21 protein-coding genes are annotated in these 22,428 nt (G+C 64.3%); 12 read left to right on the top strand and 9 right to left on the bottom strand.

Translation table 11 applies throughout. From position 1 onward, the window contains the following. Positions 1-110 precede the first annotated feature (110 nt). Both CK221_RS05655 and CK221_RS05650 read right to left on the bottom strand, forming a co-directional pair. On the bottom strand, positions 111-638 hold the full coding sequence (locus CK221_RS05655) for a hypothetical protein (RefSeq protein ID WP_095776993.1): 528 nt from the start codon (positions 636-638) through the stop codon (positions 111-113). Next, positions 631-1,239: a CGNR zinc finger domain-containing protein gene (locus tag CK221_RS05650; RefSeq protein WP_095776992.1), complete on the bottom strand. Its 609-nt coding sequence runs from the start codon at positions 1,237-1,239 to the stop codon at positions 631-633. Before CK221_RS05650 ends, CK221_RS05655 begins: the two co-directional genes overlap by 8 nt. A 95-nt stretch (positions 1,240-1,334) precedes the next feature. Here CK221_RS05650 and CK221_RS05645 point away from each other — a divergent pair, with 95 nt between their 5' ends. From CK221_RS05645 to CK221_RS05630, 4 genes are all read left to right on the top strand, one after another. After that, positions 1,335-2,240 carry a branched-chain amino acid ABC transporter permease gene (locus CK221_RS05645; protein ID WP_095776991.1) on the top strand — a complete coding sequence of 302 codons (906 nt, stop codon included), beginning with the start codon at positions 1,335-1,337 and terminating at the stop codon, positions 2,238-2,240. A 244-nt stretch (positions 2,241-2,484) separates the two neighbouring features. Further along, positions 2,485-3,090, top strand: a complete 606-nt coding sequence (locus tag CK221_RS05640) for a TRAP transporter small permease subunit (RefSeq protein WP_095776990.1) — start codon at positions 2,485-2,487, stop codon at positions 3,088-3,090. Next, complete coding sequence (locus CK221_RS05635; RefSeq protein ID WP_179295079.1) at positions 3,087-4,880, top strand: TRAP transporter large permease subunit; 1,794 nt, start codon at positions 3,087-3,089, stop codon at positions 4,878-4,880. The genes CK221_RS05640 and CK221_RS05635 overlap by 4 nt, the downstream gene beginning before the upstream one ends. Before the next feature lie 12 nt (positions 4,881-4,892). Beyond that, complete coding sequence (locus CK221_RS05630; protein ID WP_095776989.1) at positions 4,893-5,921, top strand: zinc-dependent alcohol dehydrogenase family protein; 1,029 nt, start codon at positions 4,893-4,895, stop codon at positions 5,919-5,921. A gap of 83 nt (positions 5,922-6,004) precedes the next feature. On the opposite strand, the gene CK221_RS05625 is transcribed toward CK221_RS05630, so the two are convergent. Continuing rightward, complete coding sequence (locus CK221_RS05625) at positions 6,005-7,114, bottom strand: TRAP transporter substrate-binding protein (RefSeq protein ID WP_067003340.1); 1,110 nt, start codon at positions 7,112-7,114, stop codon at positions 6,005-6,007. Positions 7,115-7,359: 245 nt separating this feature from the next. Here CK221_RS05625 and CK221_RS05620 point away from each other — a divergent pair, with 245 nt between their 5' ends. After that, positions 7,360-8,133, top strand: coding sequence for a gamma-glutamyl-gamma-aminobutyrate hydrolase family protein (locus CK221_RS05620; protein ID WP_067003338.1), 774 nt, complete (start codon positions 7,360-7,362; stop codon positions 8,131-8,133). Positions 8,134-8,148: 15 nt separating this feature from the next. Here CK221_RS05620 and CK221_RS05615 read toward each other — a convergent pair whose 3' ends face one another. The 5 genes from CK221_RS05615 to CK221_RS05595 all read right to left on the bottom strand — a co-directional run bounded on the left by CK221_RS05615 (position 8,149) and on the right by CK221_RS05595 (position 12,368). Beyond that, positions 8,149-8,541, bottom strand: coding sequence for a hypothetical protein (locus tag CK221_RS05615; RefSeq protein WP_179295078.1), 393 nt, complete (start codon positions 8,539-8,541; stop codon positions 8,149-8,151). 131 nt (positions 8,542-8,672) lie between these two features. Beyond that, the gene (locus CK221_RS05610; RefSeq protein WP_095776987.1) at positions 8,673-9,656 is read right to left on the bottom strand and encodes a 2-hydroxyacid dehydrogenase; all 984 of its coding nucleotides are present in this window, start codon (positions 9,654-9,656) and stop codon (positions 8,673-8,675) included. After that, positions 9,653-10,675, bottom strand: coding sequence for a LacI family DNA-binding transcriptional regulator (locus CK221_RS05605; protein WP_095776986.1), 1,023 nt, complete (start codon positions 10,673-10,675; stop codon positions 9,653-9,655). Before CK221_RS05605 ends, CK221_RS05610 begins: the two co-directional genes overlap by 4 nt. Before the next feature lie 59 nt (positions 10,676-10,734). Next, entirely contained in the window at positions 10,735-11,619 is an 885-nt protein-coding gene (locus CK221_RS05600) for a DMT family transporter (protein ID WP_067003709.1), read from the bottom strand. A 341-nt stretch (positions 11,620-11,960) separates the two neighbouring features. Next, positions 11,961-12,368, bottom strand: coding sequence for a DUF2000 family protein (locus CK221_RS05595; protein WP_067003707.1), 408 nt, complete (start codon positions 12,366-12,368; stop codon positions 11,961-11,963). A 33-nt stretch (positions 12,369-12,401) separates the two neighbouring features. On the opposite strand from CK221_RS05595, the gene CK221_RS05590 reads away from it, so the two are divergent. Next, positions 12,402-13,253 (top strand): AraC family transcriptional regulator, encoded by an 852-nt coding sequence (locus CK221_RS05590; RefSeq protein ID WP_095776985.1) that lies wholly within the window; start codon positions 12,402-12,404, stop codon positions 13,251-13,253. A gap of 317 nt (positions 13,254-13,570) precedes the next feature. Here CK221_RS05590 and CK221_RS05585 read toward each other — a convergent pair whose 3' ends face one another. After that, positions 13,571-14,041 carry a MarR family transcriptional regulator gene (locus tag CK221_RS05585; protein WP_067003705.1) on the bottom strand — a complete coding sequence of 157 codons (471 nt, stop codon included), beginning with the start codon at positions 14,039-14,041 and terminating at the stop codon, positions 13,571-13,573. Between the two features lie 358 nt (positions 14,042-14,399). Between CK221_RS05585 and CK221_RS05580 the strand changes: the two genes are divergently transcribed. The 6 genes from CK221_RS05580 (at position 14,400) to CK221_RS05555 (ending at position 22,421) form a co-directional block, all read left to right on the top strand. Further along, the gene (locus CK221_RS05580; protein WP_095776984.1) at positions 14,400-15,461 is read left to right on the top strand and encodes a GTP-binding protein; all 1,062 of its coding nucleotides are present in this window, start codon (positions 14,400-14,402) and stop codon (positions 15,459-15,461) included. A 234-nt stretch (positions 15,462-15,695) separates the two neighbouring features. Then, positions 15,696-16,670: a WD40 repeat domain-containing protein gene (locus CK221_RS05575; protein ID WP_095776983.1), complete on the top strand. Its 975-nt coding sequence runs from the start codon at positions 15,696-15,698 to the stop codon at positions 16,668-16,670. Positions 16,671-16,832: 162 nt separating this feature from the next. Beyond that, on the top strand, positions 16,833-18,209 hold the full coding sequence (locus tag CK221_RS05570; RefSeq protein ID WP_095776982.1) for an aspartate aminotransferase family protein: 1,377 nt from the start codon (positions 16,833-16,835) through the stop codon (positions 18,207-18,209). A gap of 11 nt (positions 18,210-18,220) precedes the next feature. Continuing rightward, positions 18,221-19,627 (top strand): glutamine synthetase family protein, encoded by a 1,407-nt coding sequence (locus tag CK221_RS05565; protein WP_082980505.1) that lies wholly within the window; start codon positions 18,221-18,223, stop codon positions 19,625-19,627. Between the two features lie 89 nt (positions 19,628-19,716). Beyond that, positions 19,717-20,952 (top strand): putative DNA modification/repair radical SAM protein, encoded by a 1,236-nt coding sequence (locus CK221_RS05560; RefSeq protein ID WP_066995928.1) that lies wholly within the window; start codon positions 19,717-19,719, stop codon positions 20,950-20,952. Between the two features lie 2 nt (positions 20,953-20,954). Next, positions 20,955-22,421, top strand: a complete 1,467-nt coding sequence (locus tag CK221_RS05555) for a UdgX family uracil-DNA binding protein (protein ID WP_095776981.1) — start codon at positions 20,955-20,957, stop codon at positions 22,419-22,421. Positions 22,422-22,428 lie beyond the last annotated feature (7 nt).

The raw sequence follows: 22,428 nt of genomic DNA, 5'->3' as shown, positions 1-22,428 counted from the left end.
GCAGCAACCAGAGCGCACGCAACAAACGGTCCCGCTGGAAACGGCCGCCGCATTCAATCGCACGCTAAACGCTTTGCAGCGCACGAAAATTTCAACCAGTCCAGCGGGCCTCAAGCCGCCTTCGAGCAATCCGGCTTGGGCGCATCCGGCAGCTTGCCGTCGGGATGGCCGGCAAGGTCCGGGTTGAGCTCGTATTTCGGCCCGATCACCAGCGGCCGGTCCGGCAGCATGGTCTGGTCCGCCGAGGAGGTCATCGTCGTCTCGAGGCTTTGAAGCAACGTGCCGCTCGAATCCTCGATGCGGATCGTCACGGAATAGGGCTTGTCCTTGACCACGCAGGTGAGCGGCGGGCTGGTCAAGGTGATATGCGGGAGCTTCGGCCAGATCTTCTGGTTGACGATGAGCGGGTCGCCGCCGGCCGGATTCTGGAAATTCACCACCGCAACCTGTCCCTCGCCCATCGGCCGCAGCGGTCTCAGCGTGATGACATAGGTGGCAATGCCAAGCCGATAGTTGAACTCGAACAGCTTGCCGGAAATGGCGAAGAGCTGCTCATTGCCGGTGTCGCGGCAGGCGCCGAGCGCCGTCGCGGCGATCAGGGCCGCGCCGAGGGCGATCGAACGGAATTTTCTAGGCATTGGTGGCCTCCCTGGCCGCCGTGCGGCGGCGATAGTAGCGGTTCGCTTTCTGGCGGTTGCCGCAGACGGCCATGTCGCACCAGAGGCGGCTTGAGTTGCGGCTGCGGTCGACGAAGAGCCAGCTGCAGTTCGGACAGATCCTGAGCCTCGCAACGGTGTCGTCGCGCAGCAGCGAAAGCGCCGAGACGGCCAAAGCCGCCTCGAAAGCGATCGGCGTCGCCGGATCGCCAAACAGCCGGCCCGGCGCGCCGATCTCGATGCTGCTGCCGGAGAGCCCGTTGGCGCAGGCGGTCAAAAAATCCGGCAGATGGCCGGCGGCGATCGCGCCTTTCGCTACGGCATGGCGGAACAGGCGGTCCGTCGCCTCGCGGATCGACAGCACGACCGCGGCGATGCCGCCCGGTTCAGGCGCCTCCAGCCGCCGGCCGCCAAGCTCGGCGGCGCGAAAGCCGCTCGCCGCCTCGGCGAAGCGGGCGATCTCGGCCGGATCAGCGAAACGGTCGAAGGTCTTTTCCGGATCGTTGCGCAGGACGACCGTGTTCGCCGTGTCGAGCGCGAGGATGCCGCCGGTGAAGCGGTGCGGGGTCCAGGATACCCTCATGCCGGAAATCTAACCGATAAAACGTATTTGACAAGTTAGATTTCGGATGCAACGCTCGAAACGGGGGCCAGTTCGCGCGGCCCTAGGGATGCTCCATGCTCTATTTCTATCAGCAGGTGCTGAACGGGCTGCATTCGGGCGCGCTCTATGCTCTGCTCGCCTTCGGCTACGTGCTGACCAACGGCATCCTGCACCGCACCAACCTTGCCTATGGCGCGCTGTTTGCCTTTTGCGGCCACACCATGATCCTGACCGCCGCCTTCGGCTATCAGGCGCTGTGGCTGACGCTGTTTGCCTCGGTCGCGCTAGGTATCGTTGCTGCCCTGCTCTATTCGGTGCTGATCAGCCAGGTGCTGTCGCGCAGCGTGTTCGAGAGGCTGGCGGACCGGTCGCCTAATGCGATCGTGGTGACGACGCTCGGCATCTTGCTGTTCCTGTCGGAAGCAAGCCGCATCGCCGCCGACACGCATGATCTCTGGCTGCCGCCGATGCTCGCCCAACCCGTCGTCTTCGCGCAGGGTGCCGGCTTCAAGGTGACGCTCACCGTTATCCAGCTCTTGGATTGCGCGGCGGTGATGGCGATGGTGGCAGTGGCCGCCTGGCTGTTTTCGCATTCGCGCTTCGGACGCGCCTGGCGGGCCGTGTCCGACGACCCGAAGGCGGCCGCGATGTGCGGCATCGACGTCACCGCGGTGTTCCGCCGCGCGGTGCTCTATGGCGGCTTCTGCGCGGCTTTTGCCGGCATGCTCGCCGGCATCTATTACGGCAACATCAGCTTCGGCACGGGCCTCGTCTACGGCCTCAAGATCCTGTTCGTGACGGCGGTCGGCGGCTACATGTCGCCGCTCAAGGCTGCTCTCGGTGCCGCGGCCTTCGGCATGGCCGAATCGCTGTGGGCCGGTTATTTCCCGCTCGAATGGCGCGACGGCTGGATATACCTCTTCCTCGTCGCCATGCTGGTGCTGATCGGCGCCGGCCGCGACCAGGCCAAGGTCGCCTGAAACCCATCAGACTTTGGTTGCATGACGCGCCGTGAGGTGACCGGTTTTTCCCGTTGCTCGCCGCGTGGGTCGCCGGCACGTGCTTTGCCATGTTGACCATCCGGGCCACGCACTGCATACCGTTGGGCCAAGCGGCGCGACACCGGAGGGGGACTCGGGCGCGGCGCCAGCACTTTGAGTTAGGCATCGTGCTTCTCGAAAATCGAACGCGATTCTCGGGGCCGGTGCGCGAGGGAGGAAATGCATGGCAGGGCTGCTCGCTCTATCCACGACGATCGACCGCATCAACGAGTTCATCGGCCGCTGGGTCTCGTGGCTGATCCTGCTTGCGATCCTGGTGAGCGCCGGCAACGCCGTCATCCGCAAGGTGTTCGACATCTCCTCCAACGCCTGGCTCGAACTGCAGTGGTATCTGTTCGGCGCCGCCTTCATGCTGGCCGCCGCCTATACGCTGAAACAGAACGACCATATCCGCATCGACATCATCTACGGCATGTTCCCCCGCCGCGTGCAGCACTGGATCGACCTCCTCGGCCATCTCCTCTTCCTGATGCCGTTCGTGGTGCTGATGGTGATCTACTTCGTGCCTTACGTGTCGCTGTCCTTCCGCAGCGGCGAGATGTCGACCAATGCCGGCGGGCTGATCGTCTGGCCGGCCAAGGCCATCCTGCTCGTCGGCTTCTTCCTGCTGGCCATCCAGGGCGTCTCCGAGATCATCAAGAAGATCGCCATCATGCGCGGCGATATGGAGGATCCCACTCCCTATGTGTCGGCCCACGACCAGGCCACGCTCGAGGCCGAAGCGCTTGCCGAAGAAGCCAAGGCGCTGTCCGGCGAGGTGCGCTCATGATCGAGTTCATCGCGCAGAACATGGCGCCGATCATGTTCGCCTCGCTGATCATCTTCCTTTTGATCGGCTACCCCGTCGCCTTCTCGCTCGCTGCGAACGGCCTGTTGTTCTTCTTCATCGGCGTGCTCTTGTCGCCCTATTCCGGCGGCTCGATCAACCTCGCCTGGCCGCTGCTGCATGCGCTGCCGGATAATTTCTACGGCACCAGGGTGATGTCGAACGACACGCTGCTGGCCATTCCATTCTTCACTTTCATGGGAATCGTGCTGGAGCGATCCGGCATGGCCGAGGACCTGCTCGACACGGTCGGGCAGCTGTTCGGCCCGATCCGCGGCGGGCTTGCCTATGCGGTGATCTTCGTCGGCGCACTGCTTGCCGCAACGACCGGCGTGGTGGCGGCCTCCGTCATCGCCATGGGGCTGATCTCGCTGCCGATCATGCTGCGCTACGGCTACGACCGGCGCCTCGCCTCGGGCGTGATCGCGGCTTCCGGCACACTGGCCCAGATCATCCCCCCCTCGCTGGTGCTGATTGTGCTGGCCGACCAGCTTGGACGCTCGGTGGGCGACATGTATGCGGGCGCGCTGATCCCCGGCCTCGTTCTGACCGGCATCTACATGCTCTACATCCTGATCATGTCGATCGTCCGGCCGAACGCGATGCCGGCATTGCCGCTCGAGGCCCGCACGCTCGGCCACGGCGTGATTTCGCTGATCGTGGCGCTGCTGGTGACCGGCGCGATTTCCTATGCGGCCTATCGTTACCTCGCGCCGACTCATGGCGACAATGCGGACATCCTTGGCGCCACCGTGGGCGTGATCGTCATCTATATCGTGGCGATCGCCGACCAGCGCCTCCACATCAACATGATGTCCAAGCTGGCACAGCAGGTGGTGATCGTGCTGATCCCGCCGCTGGCGCTGATCTTTCTGGTGCTGGGCACCATCTTCCTCGGCATCGCCACCCCGACCGAGGGCGGCGCCATGGGCGCCGTCGGCGCGCTGATCATGGCGGGCTTCAAGGGGCGGCTGACGATGGATGTCATCAAGCAGGCGCTGGCCTCGACGACGCGGCTCTCCGCCTTCGTGCTGTTCATCCTGATCGGCGCGCGCGTCTTCTCGCTCACCTTCTACGGCGTCAACGGCCACATCTGGGTCGAGCATCTCTTGACCTCACTGCCGGGCGGCGAGACCGGCTTCCTGATCGGCGTCAACGTGCTGGTTTTCGTGCTCGCCTTCTTCCTCGACTTCTTCGAGCTCGCCTTCATCATCGTGCCGCTGCTGGCGCCCGCCGCCGACAAGCTCGGCATCGACCTGATCTGGTTCGGCGTGCTGCTTGGCGTGAACATGCAGACCAGCTTCATGCATCCGCCGTTCGGCTTCGCGCTGTTCTACCTGCGTTCGGTCGCGGCGCGCGTGCCCTATCTCGACCGCATCACCGGCAAACAGATCGCGCCGGTCACCACCGGCCAGATCTATTGGGGCGCGGTGCCGTTCGTCTGTATCCAGGTGATCATGATCGGGCTTACCATCGCCTTCCCGCAAATGGTGATGCGCTACAAGGGCACCGCCGTCGAGCCGAGCACGATCGACCTCAAGCTGCCGGACATGCCGGGACTTGCGCCGCTCGGCACGCCGGGCGACAATGGCGCGGCGCCCGCCGGTGGCGGCTCGGCGCCCGCCGCGCCTGGCACCCCGGACTTGTCACAGCCGCCGAATTTCGGCGATACGGCCCCCGCCAAGCCGGCGGCGCCGGCGCCCGATCTTTCCAAGCCGCCGAGTTTCAACTGAGGTGACCAAGTCATGAGAGCCGTACGGCTGGAAGCAATCGGCGGCATCGCCCTTCGTGAGGTCGACAAACCTGCGCCGGGGCCGGAGGATGTTCTGGTGCGGATCGAAGCCTGCGGCGTCTGCGGCACGGACCGCCACCTGTTCCATGGCGAATTCCCGTGCACGCCGCCGGTCACGCTCGGCCACGAATTCTGCGGCATCGTCGAGGCGGTCGGCGACGCGGTGTCCGGCATCGCCGTCGGCGATCGGGTCACGGGCGACCCCAACATCGCCTGCGGGCGCTGCAGCCAGTGCCGAGCCGGCCGCGTCAATTTGTGCAGCAATCTCAGGGCTATCGGCATCCACCGGGACGGCGGTTTCGCCGATTATGTCGTGATGCCGCAAGGCCAGGCCTTCCTCCTGCCCGGCAACCTCAAGCCGACGCATGGCGCCTTCTGCGAGCCGCTGGCCTGCTGCCTGCACGGCATCGACCTAGCCGGAATCAGGGCCGGCGGCTCGGTGGTGGTGCTCGGCGGCGGCGTCATCGGCCTGCTCACTGTGCAATTGGCGAAGCTTGCCGGTGCCGCGACCATCATCCTATCGACCAGGCAGGCCTCGCGCCTGGCGCTGGCCGAAGAACTCGGCGCGACCGCTACGGTCGATCCCAGCGCCGTCGATCCCATCGAGGCCATCGCCGGAAAAGCCGGGCTTGTGCCGGGCGGCGTCGACGTGGTGCTGGAATGCGCCGGGGTTCGCGACACGGTCGAGCAGTCGATGCGAATTGCCAAGGCCGGAGGCACGGTGGTGATCGTCGGCGTGATGCCGCAGGGGCAGAAGGTGGCTTTCGAGCCTTTCGACGTACTGTTCCGGGAGTTGAAGGTCCTCGGGTCCTTCATCAATCCCTTCACGCATCGACGCGCCGCGGACCTCATCGCGTCCGGCGCGATCGAGATCGACAAGCTGATTTCCAGGCAGGTGCCACTCGAAGAGGCGCCGCAGGTGATCTCGAACCCAGCCGCCCCCGGCGAGGTCAAGGTGCTGGTCGTGCCGGGCCGGACCTGAAGTCCTGCAACGTTGGCGATTGGCGAAACCGGCGGTGACAGCGCCCTCTCCCCGTCACCATAGGGGAGAGGGCTAATCCCCGGCTACAGCTTGCCGTTACGCTGCTGCACCATCATGAAGGTGTCGTAGTTGTATTCGGCGACCTGGGCCCAGAGATAGTGCTCCTTGCGGAAGCCTTTGATGGATTCCCAGATCTTCTTGAACGGCGCGTTGTTGGCCTCCATTTCGGCATAGACTTCGTTGGCCTTTTCGAAGCAGGCGGCCATGATTTCCTGGCTGAAAGGAGCCAGCTTGGCGCCGCTGGCGACCAGCCGCTTCACCGCCGCCGGATTGAGGTAGTCGTATTTCTGCAGCATGTTGGCGTCGGCGGCTTGCGCGGCCGTGTGCACCAGCGACTTGTAGGCGGGCGACAATTCCTCGTATTTGGCCTTGTTGAACATCAGATGCACGGTCGGGCCGCCTTCCCACCAGCCGGGATAGTAGTAGTAGGGCGCGACCTTGTAGAAACCGAGCTTCTCGTCGTCATAAGGGCCGACCCATTCGGCGGCGTCGATCGTGCCCTTTTCCAGCGCCGGGTAGATGTCGCCGCCGGCGATCTGCTGCGGCACGACGCCGAGCTTCTGCACCACTTTGCCGGCAAAGCCGCCGATGCGCATCTTGAGGCCGGAAAGATCGGCGACCGTGTTGATCTGCTTGCGGAACCAGCCGCCCATCTGCACGCCGGTGTTGCCGCCCGGCAGGCCGAACAGGCCTTGCGTTGCAAGGAACTCGTTGAAGAGGTCAATGCCGCCGCCATGATAGTGCCAAGCGTTCATGCCGCGCGCGTTGAGCGAGAACGGCACTGCGGCACCCAGCGCCCAGGTTGGATCCTTGCCCCAATAGTAATATGCCACCGTGTGGCACGCCTCGACGGTGCCTGCGGCGGTCGCGTCGGCCGCCTGCAGGCCGGGAACGAGCTCGCCCGAGGCGAAGACCTGAACCTGGAAATTGCCGTCGGTCGCTTCCGACAGCATTTTTGAGAACACTTCCGCACCGCCATAGATCGTGTCGAGCGATTTCGGGAAGGACGATGCCAGCCGCCAGGTCACTTTCGGATTGGACTGGGCTATCGCCGGCGTGGCAAGCGCGGCGGCCGCTGCCGCGACACCAACACCGGATGCACCGGCCTTACGGATGAACGAACGACGATCCATGCATTTTCCTCCCGTTTAGAACCAACAGACCGATATTCGGACATCCGCGGTGCCCTGATCGGCTGCGCGAAACAATACACGGGCAAGATGTCGAGTCCAGCACCGCGGGCAACGTGCAACTATAGTCTAACGCCGACCGTGCTGGCCCATTCGGAGAACCGAAACTTGCCATGGCAAAGTGCCGACTGATCGCCTATTTTGTAGGCAGAATAATTCGTTAGCCCTCGATGGAACCCGTATCCAAAATGCAGCAGCCGCTCGTTGCCGTCTCAACCGATGTCCGCCAGTTCGACAACTACACATGGCATGCCGCGCCCCAGCAATATATCGAGGCGGCGATTGCCGGCGCCGGCGTGTTCCCGCTCCTGGTGCCGTCCTTCGGCGACCGGCTCGATTTCGACGAGCTGCTGTCCTCGGTCGACGGCGTCATGGTGACGGGTTCGAAATCCAATGTGCATCCCTCGCTCTATGGCGGCGATCCCAGCGAGGCCAACGGCCCCTACGACCCGGCGCGCGACTCCACCACGCTGCCGCTGATCCGCAAGGCGATCGAGCGCGGCGTGCCGCTGCTCGCCATCTGCCGCGGCATCCAGGAGCTCAACGTGGCGCTGGGCGGGACGCTCGGCACCGAGATCCAGGAGCGTGAAGGCTCGCTCGATCACCGCGCGCCGGTGAGCGAGAATCAGGACGAGCGCTTCGGCATCCACCAGACGATTTCGATCAAGCCCGGAACCTGCCTCGCCGGCGTGTTCGGCGCCGGCGACATCAAGGTCAACTCGCTGCATCGCCAAGCGATCGACCGGCTCGGATCGAAACTGCAGGTCGAGGCTTTGGCGACCGACGGCACGATCGAGGCCGTCTCGGTCAAGGAGGCCCGCGCCTTCGCCGTCGGCGTCCAGTGGCATCCCGAATATTGGGTGAAGTCGGACAGCAACTCGGCAAAGATCTTCCGCGCCTTCGGCGATGCCGTGCGCCTGCATGCGGCGGCGAAGGCCGGTGCACGCGCGGCGGCGGAATAGCCGAACCCGAGCAGCTCAGTCGCTGGTCGTCGCGTTCAGCGCCAAAAGCGGGATGGCCGGCGCGTAGGATTCGTAACCGTCGCCATCGGCAACACCGAAGGTGACGATCGGATCGATGCCGTTCTCGCTGAACGCGACCGAGCCGTCGGCCTGCTCGCGCCAGAATTTCACACGCTCGATGCCGGGCATCAGCTTGCTGCAGTTCGGAGAAATTGTCAGCAGCGACAGGCCGTCCGAGACCTCTGCGCCGCGCTTGATTGCGCAAGCCGCTTCGTCGCCATTGGCTGTCAGCCGATAGCTGTTGGAGGGGCCCGCTTGCTCGACTGCGCTTTGGCCGTTGCCGTCGTGCAGGGACTGAACGCCCCCGTATAAGGCGACTGACGCAACCAACCCGGCTAACAGCTTCACTCCGCCTCTCCACATCCTGGCTTGGCGTGCCAGGCCGTTCCCCAAACCACACGCCGATTTGGACAACATGCATAACGAAGTATGCAGAATGATGGTTAAGCAGGCGTTAATGAGTGTGGCAGGCCTTCCACTCAGGCGCGTGGCTTGACGTTGATCGTCTCCGGCACCGGGGTCAGCGGCCGGCGCTCGCCGAACCAGGAGATGAGATTATCGACGCACAGATCCGCCATGGCCCGGCGGGTGTGGTCGGACGCAGATCCGACATGCGGCAGAAGGGAAGTGTTGGGCGCATCGAGCAGCGCTTTGGGCACATTCGGTTCGTCGGCAAAGACATCGAGCCCGGCGGCAGCGATGGTGCCATTGGAGAGCGCTGCAGCCAGAGCCGCCTCATCAACCGTGCTGCCGCGGCCGATATTGACGAAGACGCCGTTCAGGCCGAGCGCCGCCAGGACGCCCGCGTTGATGGCTTTCTCGGTCGCGGCCCCGCCCGGCGCGATACAAATCAGAGTGTCGACCGCTTCGGCCAGACCCTTCAGCGTGGCATGGTATTCGTAGGACAGGCCATCGACCTTGCGGCGGTTGTGATAGGCGATCGGCAGGCCGAAAGCCTCGAGGCGACGGGCGACGGCAAGGCCGATGCGGCCCATGCCGAAGATGCCGACGCGGCGGCCGCGCAAGGTGAGCCGGCTCAGGCGATAGTCACCCTTCTTCACCCAGTCGCCGTCGCGCAGCCATTTCTCCGCAGCGTACATTTCGCGCACCGTGTTGATCAACAGGCCGATGGTGGTGTCGGCAACCTCCTCGGTCAGCACGTCGGGCGTGTTGGTGACCATGACGCCGCGGGTGGCCGCGTGACGAGCGTCGACGGAGTCATAGCCGACGCCGAAATTGGCGATGATTTCGAGATTCGGCAGCGCGTCGATCATGGCCGCGCTGATGCCGCCGAAGGAGGCGATGCCGCGCACGCTCTCGCGCATCTCGCCGGTGACGAGCGACGGATCGGCGCGCTCGATCCGCACGCGCTCGAAGGCCTTGTCGATCCGGCCGATGGCATGGTCGTTGAAACGGCCCGGCACCAGGATGGCGACCGGCGACTTCGCTTCTGTATTTGTCATTGACGCTCCACCGGCTTGCCGGTGGACTGGCGCACGTGCAGCTCCGGCTTGATCAATTCCTGCGACGGCCGCACGGCCTGCCCGTTCAGCTTGTCGAGCAGCGCGCTGGCGGCGCGGCGGCCGACCTCGCGCTGGCCATTCCAGACCGTGGTCAGGGCCGGTGTTGCTATCGCAGCCTCCTCCAGGTCGTCGTAACCGGTGACGGAGATATCGACGCCCGGCACCAGACCGGCGCGCGCGATGCCATTCATCAGTCCGATCGCAACCAGATCATTCCAGCAGCAGGCGGCGGTCGGCTTGTCCTTCAGCGCCAAAAACTGTCCTGCAGCCTCGAAGCCGGCCTGCTTGGTGCGCGGTCCAGGAATGCGCCAGGACGGTTTCACCTCCAATCCTGCCGCTTCCATGGCGTTGACATAGCCCTGGTAGCGGTCGCGGCCGGTCGACGTCTGGTCCGTGCCGCCGATCATGGCGATGCGTTTGTGGCCGAGCGAGATGAGATGGTTGGTCGCGAGTGCCGTGCCATAGGCATCGTCGCCGCGGAAGACCGGCACGTCGGCGTCAGTGACGGTGCGCGCGATCAGCACCGCCGGGAGGCCGTTTTCCTCGGCCATGATGATGTCCTCGGCCGGCGTGCCTATGGCCGGCGACATGATGACGCCGTCGGCGCCGAGCTGCAGCAGCGTGTCGATGAAGGTGCGCTGCTTTTCCAGCTGGTCATAATGGTTGGACAGGATGAAGGTCTGGCGGCTGCGGTCGAGCTCGCTTTCTATCGAGCGCAGGATCTCTGCGAAGAACGGGTTCATGATGTCGTGCACGACGACGCCGACAATGCCGGAGCGCGAGGTGCGGAGCGACGCGGCCCGTCGGTTGTAGATATAGCCGATGGCGCGCGCGTGCTCCTTGATGCGCTCGCGCGTCGAGCCGGCGACCAGCGGGCTGTCGCGCAGCGCCAGCGACACCGTTGCCGTGGACACGCCAAGCGCATCCGCGATCGTCGAAAGCTTGATCTTCTGTGCCAGCCTTGGTCCCCGGCCTTTAAACTGTTTAAATGGGGCTTATGCCATCGATCGAGGGCAAATCAAAGTTTTTTTGCCAAGCTCTCGGCTTCCGTGTCCAAGGAAGCGGAATTGCGCAGGCGAAGCCTGTGCTCGCGGTGGATGATGTAGAGGCCGCTGGCGACGATGATGGCAGCGCCGAGCAGGGTCCAGCGGTCGGGAAACTGGTGGAAGATCAGCCAGCCGGAGATGATCATCCAAACCATCTGCGAATAAGGGTAAGGCGCGAGCGCCGTCGTCGTCGCCAGGCGATAGGCCTGGACCAGGAGCCAATGGCCGCCGGCGCCGAAGACGCCGAGCATCAAAAGGATCACCCAGCGCCAGCCGTCCTGCGGCAGGGACAATGAGAAGGGCAGCATGGGCAGGAGCAGCACCGCCGGCGCCAGCGCCGAGAACAGGATCAGGCTCTCGGATGTCTCCGTCGACGACATGCGCCGGGTCATGATGACGTAAAAAGAATTCGACAGCATTGAGCCCAGCGCGAAGAGATGGCCCATGCCGAACACGCCGACGCCGGGCCGGGTGATGATGAGGACGCCGACGAAGCCGGTGAGGATCGCCAGCCAGCGCCGCCAGCCCGCCCACTCGCCGAGCAGCGGGCCGGCCAATGCGGTGATCACCATCGGGCCGAAGAAATAGATCGAGGTGGTCTCGGCGAGTTGCAGCGTCCTGAGCGCCAGGATGTTGAACATGGTCGAGCCGAAAAGCAGGCATCCGCGCAGGATGTGCGCCGGCAGGTTGTTGGCGCGGAAGCGCGACGGCTCGCGCCAACCGCGAAGGAAAACGCCGACAAGCAGGACATGCACGATGAATCGAGCCCAGGCGACGATCAGCGCCGAGACGCCGGCGAGCACCAGATATTTGCTTGAGGTGTCGAGAAAGGTGAAGCAGACATAGACGCAGAGCATCAACAGCATCGCCGCGGGCGGCGTCGCGCTGTCGTCGTGATTTTTGGGAACGCTCAAAATCGGGGCCGGAGGAGAGGTAGACGCCATTCTTTTGCGGCAATCGCCGCCGACCGGCAAGCCAAAAGCGACTGGCCCAACAAGACGTGCCGACAGGCTTAGAGCGCAGTGCCTTGGCGATCAGCAGAACGTTCCTGGTTCGTCATCCCGTGCGGAGCAAGGAGCGACGCGACGCTCGCAGACCCCAGGCTGGCGAAGCAGGGAGGTCGCGGCCAATCTCGAACGTGCGCGACGTCGTCCGGACGAATGGTCAATCAGTCACCAAGAGCATCCTTCCCGGAGAATCAAGCATGCATGCGGGCGCCCTTGGTAATCTTGTCGACGAGCTTCTTTTCGGCGCGCAGCGCGATGCCGACGATCTTGGCGTCGTCCGGCGCGAATTCGGCGAAGACGGCGCGGTTGGCCAGGTCATGGCCGGTGGAGAACATCTCCTCGACATAGGCCGATGTCGTCACGCCGCGCTCCAGGGCCCGGCGGTGGATCGCGGCAAGCGTCGACCCATCTGCCGACAGCACGATAACGGGCTGGATCGAGAGCGGATTGAAGAAATTGCCGGCGCGGTCGCGATAGGCCTCGCCGATGATTTCAGGACATTGCGCGACGATGCCGCTGGTCAGGAAAGCGGTAACGTTGAGCTTCTGCCAGACGGCGAGATCTTCCTTGAGCACGATTGCAAATTTCGTGTCGAACACCAAAATGTCTCTCCGAGATGTGGATCAGGGACCATGGCGCACGATCTAGGCAATGAGGCGCTGGGAGGTCTTGAACGTTCGTGCGCTGAGGACGACCGGATCGTTTCGGCGCCCGGCGCCACGGGCCTCGAGCGCATCGAGGCGCGATTCCACGGCAATGCTTTCGACCTGCACCGCCACGACACCTACGCCATCGGCGTGACGCTCGACGGCGTGCAGCGCTTCCACTATCGCGGCGCGCTTCAGCACAGCCTCCCCGGCCAGGCAATCGTTCTGCATCCCGACGAACTGCATGACGGCGGCGCCGGCACCGAGCACGGCCTACGATACAGGATTCTCTATCTCGAGCCGTCGATGCTGCTCGACTGCCTCCACGGATCGCCGCTCCCCTTCGTTAAGGATGCTGTGGTGAGCGACCCTCAGTTGCGCGGCACGCTGCTGTCGGCGCTAACACCGCTCACCGAGGAGCTCGACGACCTGTTCGTGGCGGATTTCATCGCGCAGCTGGCGCAGCAATTGAAACGCCATGCCGGACAGCCGGCAAAATCAGCGGGAAAGATCGCGTGGCGGGCTGCCGCGCTGGCCCGCGACTATCTCGAAGAAAACGCTGAACGGCCGGTGCGTTCCGACGAGCTGGAGGCGGTTACCGGCCTCGACCGTTACGCGCTGTCGCGCCATTTCCGCGCGACCTATTCGACAAGCCCGCATCGCTTCCTGTTGATGCGTCGGCTGCAGCGAGCACGGCGCATGATCGAAGCGGGAGAGCCGCTTGCCGAAACCGCTGTTGCGGCCGGCTTCAGCGATCAGAGCCATTTCAACCGGCATTTCAAGAAGGCGTTCGGGCTGACGCCGGGACGCTGGGCGACGCTGGTGCGCGACGCGTAGCGTCGTCGCTCAAGACCGAGACGTCCGGTGATGGCGTTCAGGCGCGACGCGCAGCGTCGTCGCCCTTTCCGATAAGCTGCCGATGCTTGGGTGGTGGCTGAAGCGACGACGCTGTGCATCGCGCTTGGGTCGCTCGAGACGACGCTTACGCGTCGCTCGTGGGTTACCAACGCCGGCGGCTAAGCGACGATGCTGCGCATCGCGCTCACGCGTCGCTCGAGACGACGCTTACGCGTCGCTCGTGGCCACCAACGCCCAGCGGCTAAGCGACGATGCTGCGCTCACGCGTCGCTCGAGACGACGCTGCGCGTCGCTCGTTAATCATCCAGCTCGGCGTCGTCGTCGATGAGGATCAGGTCCTCGTTCGACAGGTTGGCCTCGATGCGGGCGAGCAGCTTGAACAGCGCCTTCTGGTCTTTCTTGTCGAGACCCCTCAGCGCCTGCTTCTCGGTCTTCTTGACCGATTTCTCGATGGCGCGGATGGTTTCGCGGCCGGAGCCGGTGAGGAAAATATGGGCCTGGCGGGCATCGGCGTTGGAGGCGCGCTTTTCGAGAAAACCCTGCGCCTGCAGCCTGTTGATGGTTTTTGTGATCGTCGGCGGACGTACGCCGAGCTTGTCGGCGAGATTGCCGGGTGTCTGGCCGTCTTCGCGGTCGAGCGCCAGCATGATCTGGTCCTGGCCGGCGTAGAAGCCATGTGCCAGAAGCCGCGCAGCAAGCGCCGTGCGCGCCAGCCGCGCTGCCGAATGCAGCCGGCTCATAGTCGCTGTCCTGTCCGCCTTGGCCATGGTCATTCCCTCTTCGGCCGAACCGGCGCGGGCAGCATAGAGGCTGTCCGGCGGCTGGCAAATGACGATTTAACGAGTCCGGCCTGCAAACACTTTGCCGGCGAGCATTGCGGTGCCCGCGCAGGTGATGCCAGATGTTTATTTCAGTTAGATGACAAACGACTTTTGGCCCGCCGGCATTCACAGCGTAACATCCCGGAGGGGCTCTGATGCCGTGCGGCTGCCCTGTTACTTTAACCCACTGCGGCTGCCCCGATCGGGACCGGCTGGCCCATCGGTTTGGCGCGTGCAAAAGCGCGGCTCGCATCCTATATGAGGCCGACAAATCCTTCGAGGCACAGATTTTTCGAGGCAGGCCATGAGCGATGCACAGACGCAGATCCCCGTAACCGTTCTCACCGGCTATCTCGGCGCGGGCAAGACGACGCTGCTCAACCGCATCCTGTCGGAGAACCACGGCAAACGTTACGCGGTCATAGTCAACGAGTTCGGCGAGATCGGCATCGACAACGATCTGATCGTCGAATCCGACGAGGAAATCTATGAGATGAACAATGGCTGCGTGTGCTGCACGGTGCGCGGCGACCTGATCCGCGTCGTAGAGGGCCTGATGCGGCGGCCCGGCCGTTTCGATGCCATCGTGGTCGAGACCACTGGCTTGGCCGACCCGGTGCCGGTGGCGCAGACCTTCTTCATGGACGACGATGTGCGCTCCAAAACCAAGCTCGACGCGGTGGTGGCGCTGGTTGACGCCAAGCACCTGCCGCTGCGCCTGAAGGACTCGAAGGAGGCCGAGGACCAGATCGCCTTCGCCGATGTGGTGGTGCTGAACAAGACCGATCTCGTCACCCCGGAAGAGCTCGAAAAGGTCGAGGCGACGATCCGCGCCATCAACCCGGCGGCCAGGATCCATCGCACCCAGCGCGCCGGGGTGGCGCTCGGCGAAGTGCTCGACCGCGGCGCCTTCGACCTCTCACGCGCGCTGGAGAACGATCCGCATTTCCTCGAGGCGCACGACCACGATCACGACCATGAATGCGGTCCGGATTGCGATCACGACCACCACCATCATCACGACGGGCACGATCACCTTCACCACGGCCATCCTTCCGACATCCACGATGTCACGGTGAAGTCGGTCTCGCTGCGCGGCGGCGAGATGGATCCGAAGAAGTTCTTCCCCTGGATCGAGAAGGTGACCCAGATGGAAGGGCCGAACATCCTCAGGCTTAAGGGCATCATCGCGCTGAAGGGCGACGAGGACCGCTATGTCCTGCAAGGCGTGCACATGATCCTCGAAGGCGACCACCAGCGCGCCTGGAAGGACGGCGAGAAGCATGAAAGCCGGCTGGTCTTCATCGGCCGCGATCTCGACGCCGAGCGCCTCAGGAAGAGTTTTGAAGCCTGCCAGGCGGCTTGATTTCCGGACTTTCAGGCGCTAGCGCTGCCCCTTCTCTCCTTCTCCCCTTGTGGGAGAAGGTGGCCGAGCGAAGCTCGGTCGGATGAGGGGTGTTCCAGCTTGGCGATGACGGCACTCCGTCGAACACCCCTCATCCGTCTTGGCGCTACGCGCCAATCCACCTTCTCCCACAAGGGGAGAAGGGGGAGTCACACCTAGCCGCGCCGGCTTAGTGAAATCGAATGGACCATCCCCATGCCGACAGTCGCCCCGCTTGATCTCGAAGGCCATTGCGTCGCCGCCGTCTTCCTCAACGATGTGCCGCATTTCGCTTTGGCCGACGGCGCGATCCATCGGCTCGACAATGGGCATAAGACCGTACAGGCGAATGACGGGCTGCTCGCCGCCTTCCACGATGCGGCGAACGACCGCCTGATCACCGGCGGCGAGGACGGCAAGGTTTTTGCGGTCAAGGCCGGCGGCGAAGCGAGCGAACTTGCCAGCGCCGGCAGAAAATGGATCACCAGCGTTGCCGCCGGCCCTCAGGGTGCGGTCGCCTATGCCTCGGGCAAGACGGCGTTCGTCCGTTTCGCCGACGGCAAGATCAAGGAATTCGCCCATCCGCGCTCGGTGGAAGGGCTCGCCTTCTCGCCCAAGGGCATGCGCTTCGGCGTTGCCCGCTACAATGGCGCGACGCTGCATTTCCCTGCGGCTGAGGGCAAGCCGGTCGAGCTCGAATGGGCCGGCGCCCATACCGGGATCAGCTTTTCGCCGGACAGCGCTTTCCTGATCACCACCATGCAGGAAAACGCGTTGCATGGCTGGAAGCTGGCGGACGGCAAGCACATGCGCATGAGCGGCTATCCGGGCAAGGTCAAAAGCCTGTCCTGGAGCGTGAAGGGCAAATGGCTGGCGAGCTCCGGCGCGCCGGCGGCGATCGTGTGGCCTTTCGCCAGCAAGGACGGGCCGATGGGCAAGGCGCCGCTGGAGCTCGGCACGCGCGGCAATACCATGGTGACGTGCGTTGCCTGCCATCCCAGCCAGGAGGTCACCGCGATCGGCTATGAGGACGGCATGGTGATCGCGGCCCGCTTCGCCGACGCCAAGGAAGTGCTGCTGCGTCGTCCCGGCAAAGGCGCCATCACCTCGATGATGTGGGACAAGGAAGAGCGCCGCATCGTCTTCGGCAGCGCGGCCGGCGATTGCGGCGTGATCGACATCACGGCCTAAGGGATTAGGGGAATAGGGAAAGGAGAGACACTTCCTGCACTTTCCTCCTGTACCGCCTTACTCCGTACTCCCCTACTCCCTGAGCCAACGCCCGCCACCTGCGCGGCCAATTGCGGTTTTGCCGACCGGTTGGCAGAGTGCCGCGCGAGAAAGAGGGGCTTCATGCATTCAATCGACCGGACTTCCATCGGCGGCATCGCCGCCGCCCGCATCGCGGAACTGCGCGAAACGGAGGCGGCCGCCTTCCGCAAGGCGCGGCCAAAGTCCGAGGCCAAGGTTGGCAACGGCATGGCCGGCTTCCTCGGCGGCGTGCCGATGCATTGGATGGCCGACTGGCCGACGCCTTTCCCGATCCTGGTCGACAGCGCCAAGGGCGCCACGATTATCGATGTCGACGGCAACAAGCTCGACGATTTCTGCCTCGGCGACACCGGTTCGATGCTCGGCCATTCGCCGCCGGCGGTCGCCCGCGCCATCCGCCGGCAAGCAGCACGCGGCTTGACCTATATGCTGCCCAGCGAGGATGCGTTGGCGATCGGTCCGCTCTTGCAGCAGCGCTTCGGCCTGCCGGATTGGCAGATCGCCACAACCGCCACCGATGCCAACCGCTTCGCCTTGCGGGTCGCCCGCGCGGTGACGGGGCGCGAAAAGATTCTTGTCTTCAACGGCTGCTATCACGGCTCGGTCGACGAGACGATGGTGCGACTGATCGAGGGCAAGCCGGTCAACCGGCCTGGGCTGGCAGGCGAGTTCCGCGATCTCACACGGGCAACCAAGGTTATCGAATTCAACGATATTGCAGCATTGAAAGCGGCACTTGGCGACCGTGATGTGGCCTGCGTGATCACCGAACCGGTGCTGACCAATTCCTGCATGGTGCTGCCACAACCCGGCTTCCACGACGCGCTGCGGCGCCTCACCCGGGCCGCCGGCACGCTGCTTTTGATCGACGAGACGCACACCATTTCAACCGGGCCCGGCGGTTACACGCGACGGCACGGGCTGGAGCCGGACCTGTTCGTGCTCGGCAAGCCGGTGGCCGGAGGCGTGCCGGCCAGCATCTGGGGCATGAGCGAGGAGATGGCGACGCGCTACGGCGCCTACAATCGCAGCAAGGAGCCCGGCTATTCCGGCATGGGCACCACGCTGTCGGCCAACCCGCTGCAATTCGCGGCGATGCGGGCGACGCTCGAAGAGGTAATGACCGAGGAAGCCTATGCGCATATGGACCGGCTGGCGCGCCGCCTCGACGCGGGGCTCTCCGACGTCATCGAGCGAAACAAGCTGCCTTGGCATGTCGCGCGCGTCGGCGCCCGCGTCGAGTTCATCTGCGCGCCCGGGCCGCTCAAGAACGGCGGCGAGGCGGAGACGGCACATGCGCCGGAACTCGAAGCCGCCGTCCATGTCGCGCTGGTCAATCGCGGCGTGCTGATCGCGCCGTTCCACAATATGATGCTGATCTCGCCGGCGACGACCGCGGCGCAGGTAAGCCGCCTGATCGCGGCTTTCGCCGCGGTTGCCGCCAGGCTTACGGCATGAGACAAGCGGCTATGGACAATCCGAGCACAGTTGTGACCTCCCCTTCGGGCTCGACGCCGGCCGAGGCGAAAGCGTTTCTCGCCGCCCATCCCGACATCGAGGCCTTCGACATCGTGCTCACCGACGCCAACGGCATCGGCCGCGGCAAGATCGTGCGCCGGCACGAGCTAATGAGCATTTTCGAGGGCGGAAGGCATATGCCGATCTCGATCCTCGGCCTCGACATCACCGGTGAGGATGTCCACGAGACCGGGCTGATCTGGGACACCGGCGACGGCGACCTCAGGGCATGGCCGGTCCCAGGCACGCTGGTGCCGCTGCACGGCACCAAGCCGCCGCGCGGCCAGGTGCTGATGGCGATGTATCGTCTCGACGGCCAGCCGATGACCTCCGATCCGCGGCTGGTGCTGGCAAGGCAAGTCGAGCTCCTGGCGGCGCGCGGCCTGCATCCGGCCGGCGCCTTCGAGCTGGAATTTTTTCTGCTCGCCAATGAGCGCGACGCCGACGGCAAGGTGCAGGCGGCGCGCGCGGTGCTCGACGGCCGCCGCTCGGGCAAAACGGAAGTCTATTCGGTCGACCACCTGCACGGCATGGAGCCGCTGTTTTCCGACATCTACGCCGCCGCCAGGGCGCAAGGCATTCCGGCCGAGACGGTGATTTCCGAATATGCGCCCGGACAGTACGAGCTGACGCTCAACTACCGCAAGGACGTGATGCGGGCGGCCGACGACCTGGTCATGCTGAAGCGGCTGGTGAGGGCGCAGGCGCGCCGGCACGGCGTCACCGCCTGCTTCATGGCCAAGCCGATCGAGGCCTATGCCGGTTCGGGCATGCATTTCCACGTCTCGCTGCAGGACGATGCCGGCCGCAACGTCTTCACAGAATCTGCCGGCGAGAAATGGTCGCCCAGCCTGCTCAACGCGCTTGGCGGCCTGATCCACACCATGGCGGAATCGATGCTGGTGTTTGCGCCGCATGCCAATTCATGGCGGCGTTTCGTGGCGCAATCCTATGCGCCGGTGGCGCCGACCTGGGGCGTCAACAACCGCTCCGTGGCGTTGCGCGTGCCGGCGGGCGATGCGATGAACCGGCGTATCGAGCACCGGCCGTCCGGCGTCGACGCCAACCCTTATCTTGTGGCGGCGACGGTGCTGGCGGGCATCGTCAAGGGCCTCGACGAGGCCCTTGACCCCGGACCGGAAACGACCGGCAACGGTTACGAGCAGCCAACGGAAGCCTCCACCATGCCGACCGATTGGCGCGCCGCGATCGAGGCCGCACGTGGCTCCGAATTCCTGAAATCGGCGCTCGGTCCCGACCTGCACCGGACCTTCGTGGCGATCAAGCAGGCGGAATATCTGCGCGTCGCACGCACCGTCAGCGAACTCGACTACCACCTCTACCTCCACGAGGTCTGAGGACTTGGCCTCGCAGACGGAGTGATCACGTTTCGCCGCGACACTCAAAAGTTATAGCCAGGCGACTTTCTGGAACATATCATGAACACATGGCTGTGCTTTCCGTCCGCGAGAAACTGGCGATCCTGTCCGACGCCGCTAAATACGACGCCTCCTGCGCATCGTCCGGTTCGGCGAAACGCGATTCGCTGAAATCGGGCGGCATCGGTTCGACCGAGGGCTCGGGCATCTGCCATTCCTACGCGCCGGACGGGCGCTGCATTTCGCTGCTGAAGATCCTGCTCACCAATTTCTGCATTTACGACTGCAGCTATTGCATCAACCGCTCCTCCTCCAATGTGCGGCGAGCCCGCTTCAGCGTCGACGAGGTGGTGCGGCTCACCATGGATTTTTATCGCCGCAACTACATCGAGGGTCTGTTCCTGTCTTCCGGCGTCATCCGCTCGCCGGACGAGACGATGGGCGAGATGGTCGAGGTGGCGCGAAGGCTCAGGATCGAGGAGAAATTCGGCGGCTATATTCACCTCAAGACCATTCCCGAAGCGTCAGCCGAACTGATCGAAAAAGCAGGCCGTTATGCCGATCGCCTGTCGATCAATGTCGAGCTGCCGACCGACGAAGGGGTGAAGAAGCTGGCCCCGGAAAAGAAGCCGGAAACGATCCGGCTTTCCATGGCCAAGCTGCGCCGCAAGATCGAAGAGAAGGCCGAACCAACGTTGCAGAGCCGCAAACGCGAGCGCTTTGCGCCGGGCGGCCAGTCGACGCAGATGATTGTCGGCGCCGACAAAACGTCCGACGACGGCATCCTGCGCGCCAGCGCCCGGCTTTATGGCAGCTACCATCTGCGCCGCGTCTATTATTCCGCCTTCAGTCCGATCCCGGATTCGTCTGCGGCGCTGCCGTTGCAGAAGCCGCCCTTGATGCGCGAGCACCGGCTTTACCAGGCGGACTGGCTGATGCGCTTCTACGGCTTCTCGCAGCCTGAAATCCTGGCCGGCAGCAATGACGGCATGCTCGACCTTGCCATCGATCCCAAACTTGCCTGGGCGCTGCGCAACCGCGGCCGGTTCCCGGTCGACGTCAACCGCGCCGATCGGGAGGCGCTGCTGCGTGTCCCGGGGTTGGGCACGAAGGTCGTCGACAGGATTCTGCAGACGCGCCGCCATCGCCGGCTGCGTCTCGAAGATGTCGGACGGCTCTGCCATTCGGTCGCCAAGGTACGCCCCTTCATCACTGCGGAAGGCTGGTCGCCGGGCGCGCTCACCGACAAGTCGGGCCTGCGCCAGATCATCAGCCGCTCTTGCGAGCAGCTTTCGCTGTTTTGACCATGGCACGGACCCAGCTCAGCCTCGCATCTCATCTCGTCCGGCTTGAAAGCGAGACCGATTTCGCCGGTTGGCGCGATGCGGCGCGCCGGCTGGCCACGAATGATATTCCGCCGGAAGACGTGGCTTGGCAGGTTGGCCACGACGATGATGATCGCGCCAACGATTTGCCGGCTTGCCGACAAGATGCGCGGCTTGTCGTGCCGCGCGACTTCATCGAACGCGCAGAGACGGTCATCTGTCATTCGGACCCCGAGCGTTTCAACTTCCTCTATCGGCTGCTCTGGCGGTTGCGCGTCGAACCGAAGCTGCTGTCGATCGCTTCCGACCCCGATATCCGCAGGCTCGAGTTCATGGAAAAGGCGGTTCGGCGCGACATTCACAAGATGCGCGCCTTCGTGCGCTTCCGGAAGATCGGCGACGGCGCGGAGGAACGTTATGTCGCCTGGTTCGAGCCCGACCATTTCATCGTCGAGCGCAATGCCGATTTCTTCGTGCGCCGCTTCGCCGGCATGCGCTGGACGATTCTCACGCCGCACGCCTCGGCCGACTGGGACGGCGAGCGGCTGGCGATCGGCCCAGGCGCCGGCAAGCGCGACGCGCCGGCAGAAGACGACGCCGAGACGCTGTGGCGGACCTATTTCGAGAATATCTTCAACCCGGCCCGCCTCAAGGTGAAGGCGATGCAGAAGGAGATGCCGAAGAAATATTGGCGGAACCTTCCCGAGGCCTCGCTCATTCCAGACCTGATAGTAGGAGCGGACAGAGCCGCGACAGCCATGATCGCCCGGATGCCAACCTCCCCAGCGCCGCACCACGCCAAAGTGAAGGCAAAACACTGGCCTTCGCCGGAGCCGGCGGATGTGGTGGCGCCCGAAAGTACGGATATTCCGGCATTGCGCGAAGAGGCGAGCGGTTGCCGGCGTTGCGCGCTCTGGCGCGATGCTACGCAAACCGTGTTCGGCGAGGGACCGGAGAATGCCGACGTGGTGTTTGTTGGAGAGCAGCCCGGCGACCAAGAGGACCTTGCCGGCAAGCCGTTCGTCGGGCCCGCGGGCAAGGTGTTCGACAGCATTTTGGACCAGGCCGAGATCGACCGCCGCAAGGTCTATGTGACCAATGCGGTGAAGCATTTCAAGTTCGAGCCGCGCGGCAAGAGGCGGATCCATTCAAAGCCCAATGCCGGCGAAATTCGTGCCTGCCGCTGGTGGCTCGACAAGGAACTTGACATCATCAAGCCAAATCTTGCGGTGGCGCTCGGCGCGACAGCAGCGCAGTCGCTGCTCGGCAAGGCGGTGCCGATCACCAGTATGCGCGGCGACGTCATCCAGCGCGAGGACGGCTTGCGCATCTTTGTCACCATCCATCCCTCCTTCATCCTGCGCATCCGCGAGCATGAGGACAAGGAGGCCGAGAGGGAGCGGTTTCTCACCGATATGAAGAAGGTGAAGCAGCTGATGGCTGCTTGACCGATCT

The sequence above is a fragment of the Mesorhizobium sp. WSM3868 genome (genome assembly GCF_002294785.1).
Taxonomy (GTDB): domain Bacteria; phylum Pseudomonadota; class Alphaproteobacteria; order Rhizobiales; family Rhizobiaceae; genus Mesorhizobium.
Note: the sequence above shows the minus strand (reverse complement) of the source record. Positions and strands in the feature narration are given on the sequence as shown.

Bases quoted from the DNA above. Each gene is read 5' to 3' on its own strand.
- CK221_RS05655 (WP_095776993.1), bottom strand. From the start codon at position 638: ATGCCTAGAAAATTCCGTTCGATCGCCCTCGGCGCGGCCCTGATCGCC.
- CK221_RS05650 (WP_095776992.1), bottom strand. From the start codon at position 1,239: ATGAGGGTATCCTGGACCCCGCACCGCTTCACCGGCGGCATCCTCGCG.
- CK221_RS05645 (WP_095776991.1), top strand. From the start codon at position 1,335: ATGCTCTATTTCTATCAGCAGGTGCTGAACGGGCTGCATTCGGGCGCG.
- CK221_RS05640 (WP_095776990.1), top strand. From the start codon at position 2,485: ATGGCAGGGCTGCTCGCTCTATCCACGACGATCGACCGCATCAACGAG.
- CK221_RS05635 (WP_179295079.1), top strand. From the start codon at position 3,087: ATGATCGAGTTCATCGCGCAGAACATGGCGCCGATCATGTTCGCCTCG.
- CK221_RS05630 (WP_095776989.1), top strand. From the start codon at position 4,893: ATGAGAGCCGTACGGCTGGAAGCAATCGGCGGCATCGCCCTTCGTGAG.
- CK221_RS05625 (WP_067003340.1), bottom strand. From the start codon at position 7,114: ATGGATCGTCGTTCGTTCATCCGTAAGGCCGGTGCATCCGGTGTTGGT.
- CK221_RS05620 (WP_067003338.1), top strand. From the start codon at position 7,360: ATGCAGCAGCCGCTCGTTGCCGTCTCAACCGATGTCCGCCAGTTCGAC.
- CK221_RS05610 (WP_095776987.1), bottom strand. From the start codon at position 9,656: ATGACAAATACAGAAGCGAAGTCGCCGGTCGCCATCCTGGTGCCGGGC.
- CK221_RS05600 (WP_067003709.1), bottom strand. From the start codon at position 11,619: ATGCTCTGCGTCTATGTCTGCTTCACCTTTCTCGACACCTCAAGCAAA.
- CK221_RS05590 (WP_095776985.1), top strand. From the start codon at position 12,402: ATGGCGCACGATCTAGGCAATGAGGCGCTGGGAGGTCTTGAACGTTCG.
- CK221_RS05585 (WP_067003705.1), bottom strand. From the start codon at position 14,041: ATGGCCAAGGCGGACAGGACAGCGACTATGAGCCGGCTGCATTCGGCA.
- CK221_RS05580 (WP_095776984.1), top strand. From the start codon at position 14,400: ATGAGCGATGCACAGACGCAGATCCCCGTAACCGTTCTCACCGGCTAT.
- CK221_RS05575 (WP_095776983.1), top strand. From the start codon at position 15,696: ATGCCGACAGTCGCCCCGCTTGATCTCGAAGGCCATTGCGTCGCCGCC.
- CK221_RS05570 (WP_095776982.1), top strand. From the start codon at position 16,833: ATGCATTCAATCGACCGGACTTCCATCGGCGGCATCGCCGCCGCCCGC.
- CK221_RS05565 (WP_082980505.1), top strand. From the start codon at position 18,221: ATGGACAATCCGAGCACAGTTGTGACCTCCCCTTCGGGCTCGACGCCG.
- CK221_RS05560 (WP_066995928.1), top strand. From the start codon at position 19,717: ATGGCTGTGCTTTCCGTCCGCGAGAAACTGGCGATCCTGTCCGACGCC.
- CK221_RS05555 (WP_095776981.1), top strand. From the start codon at position 20,955: ATGGCACGGACCCAGCTCAGCCTCGCATCTCATCTCGTCCGGCTTGAA.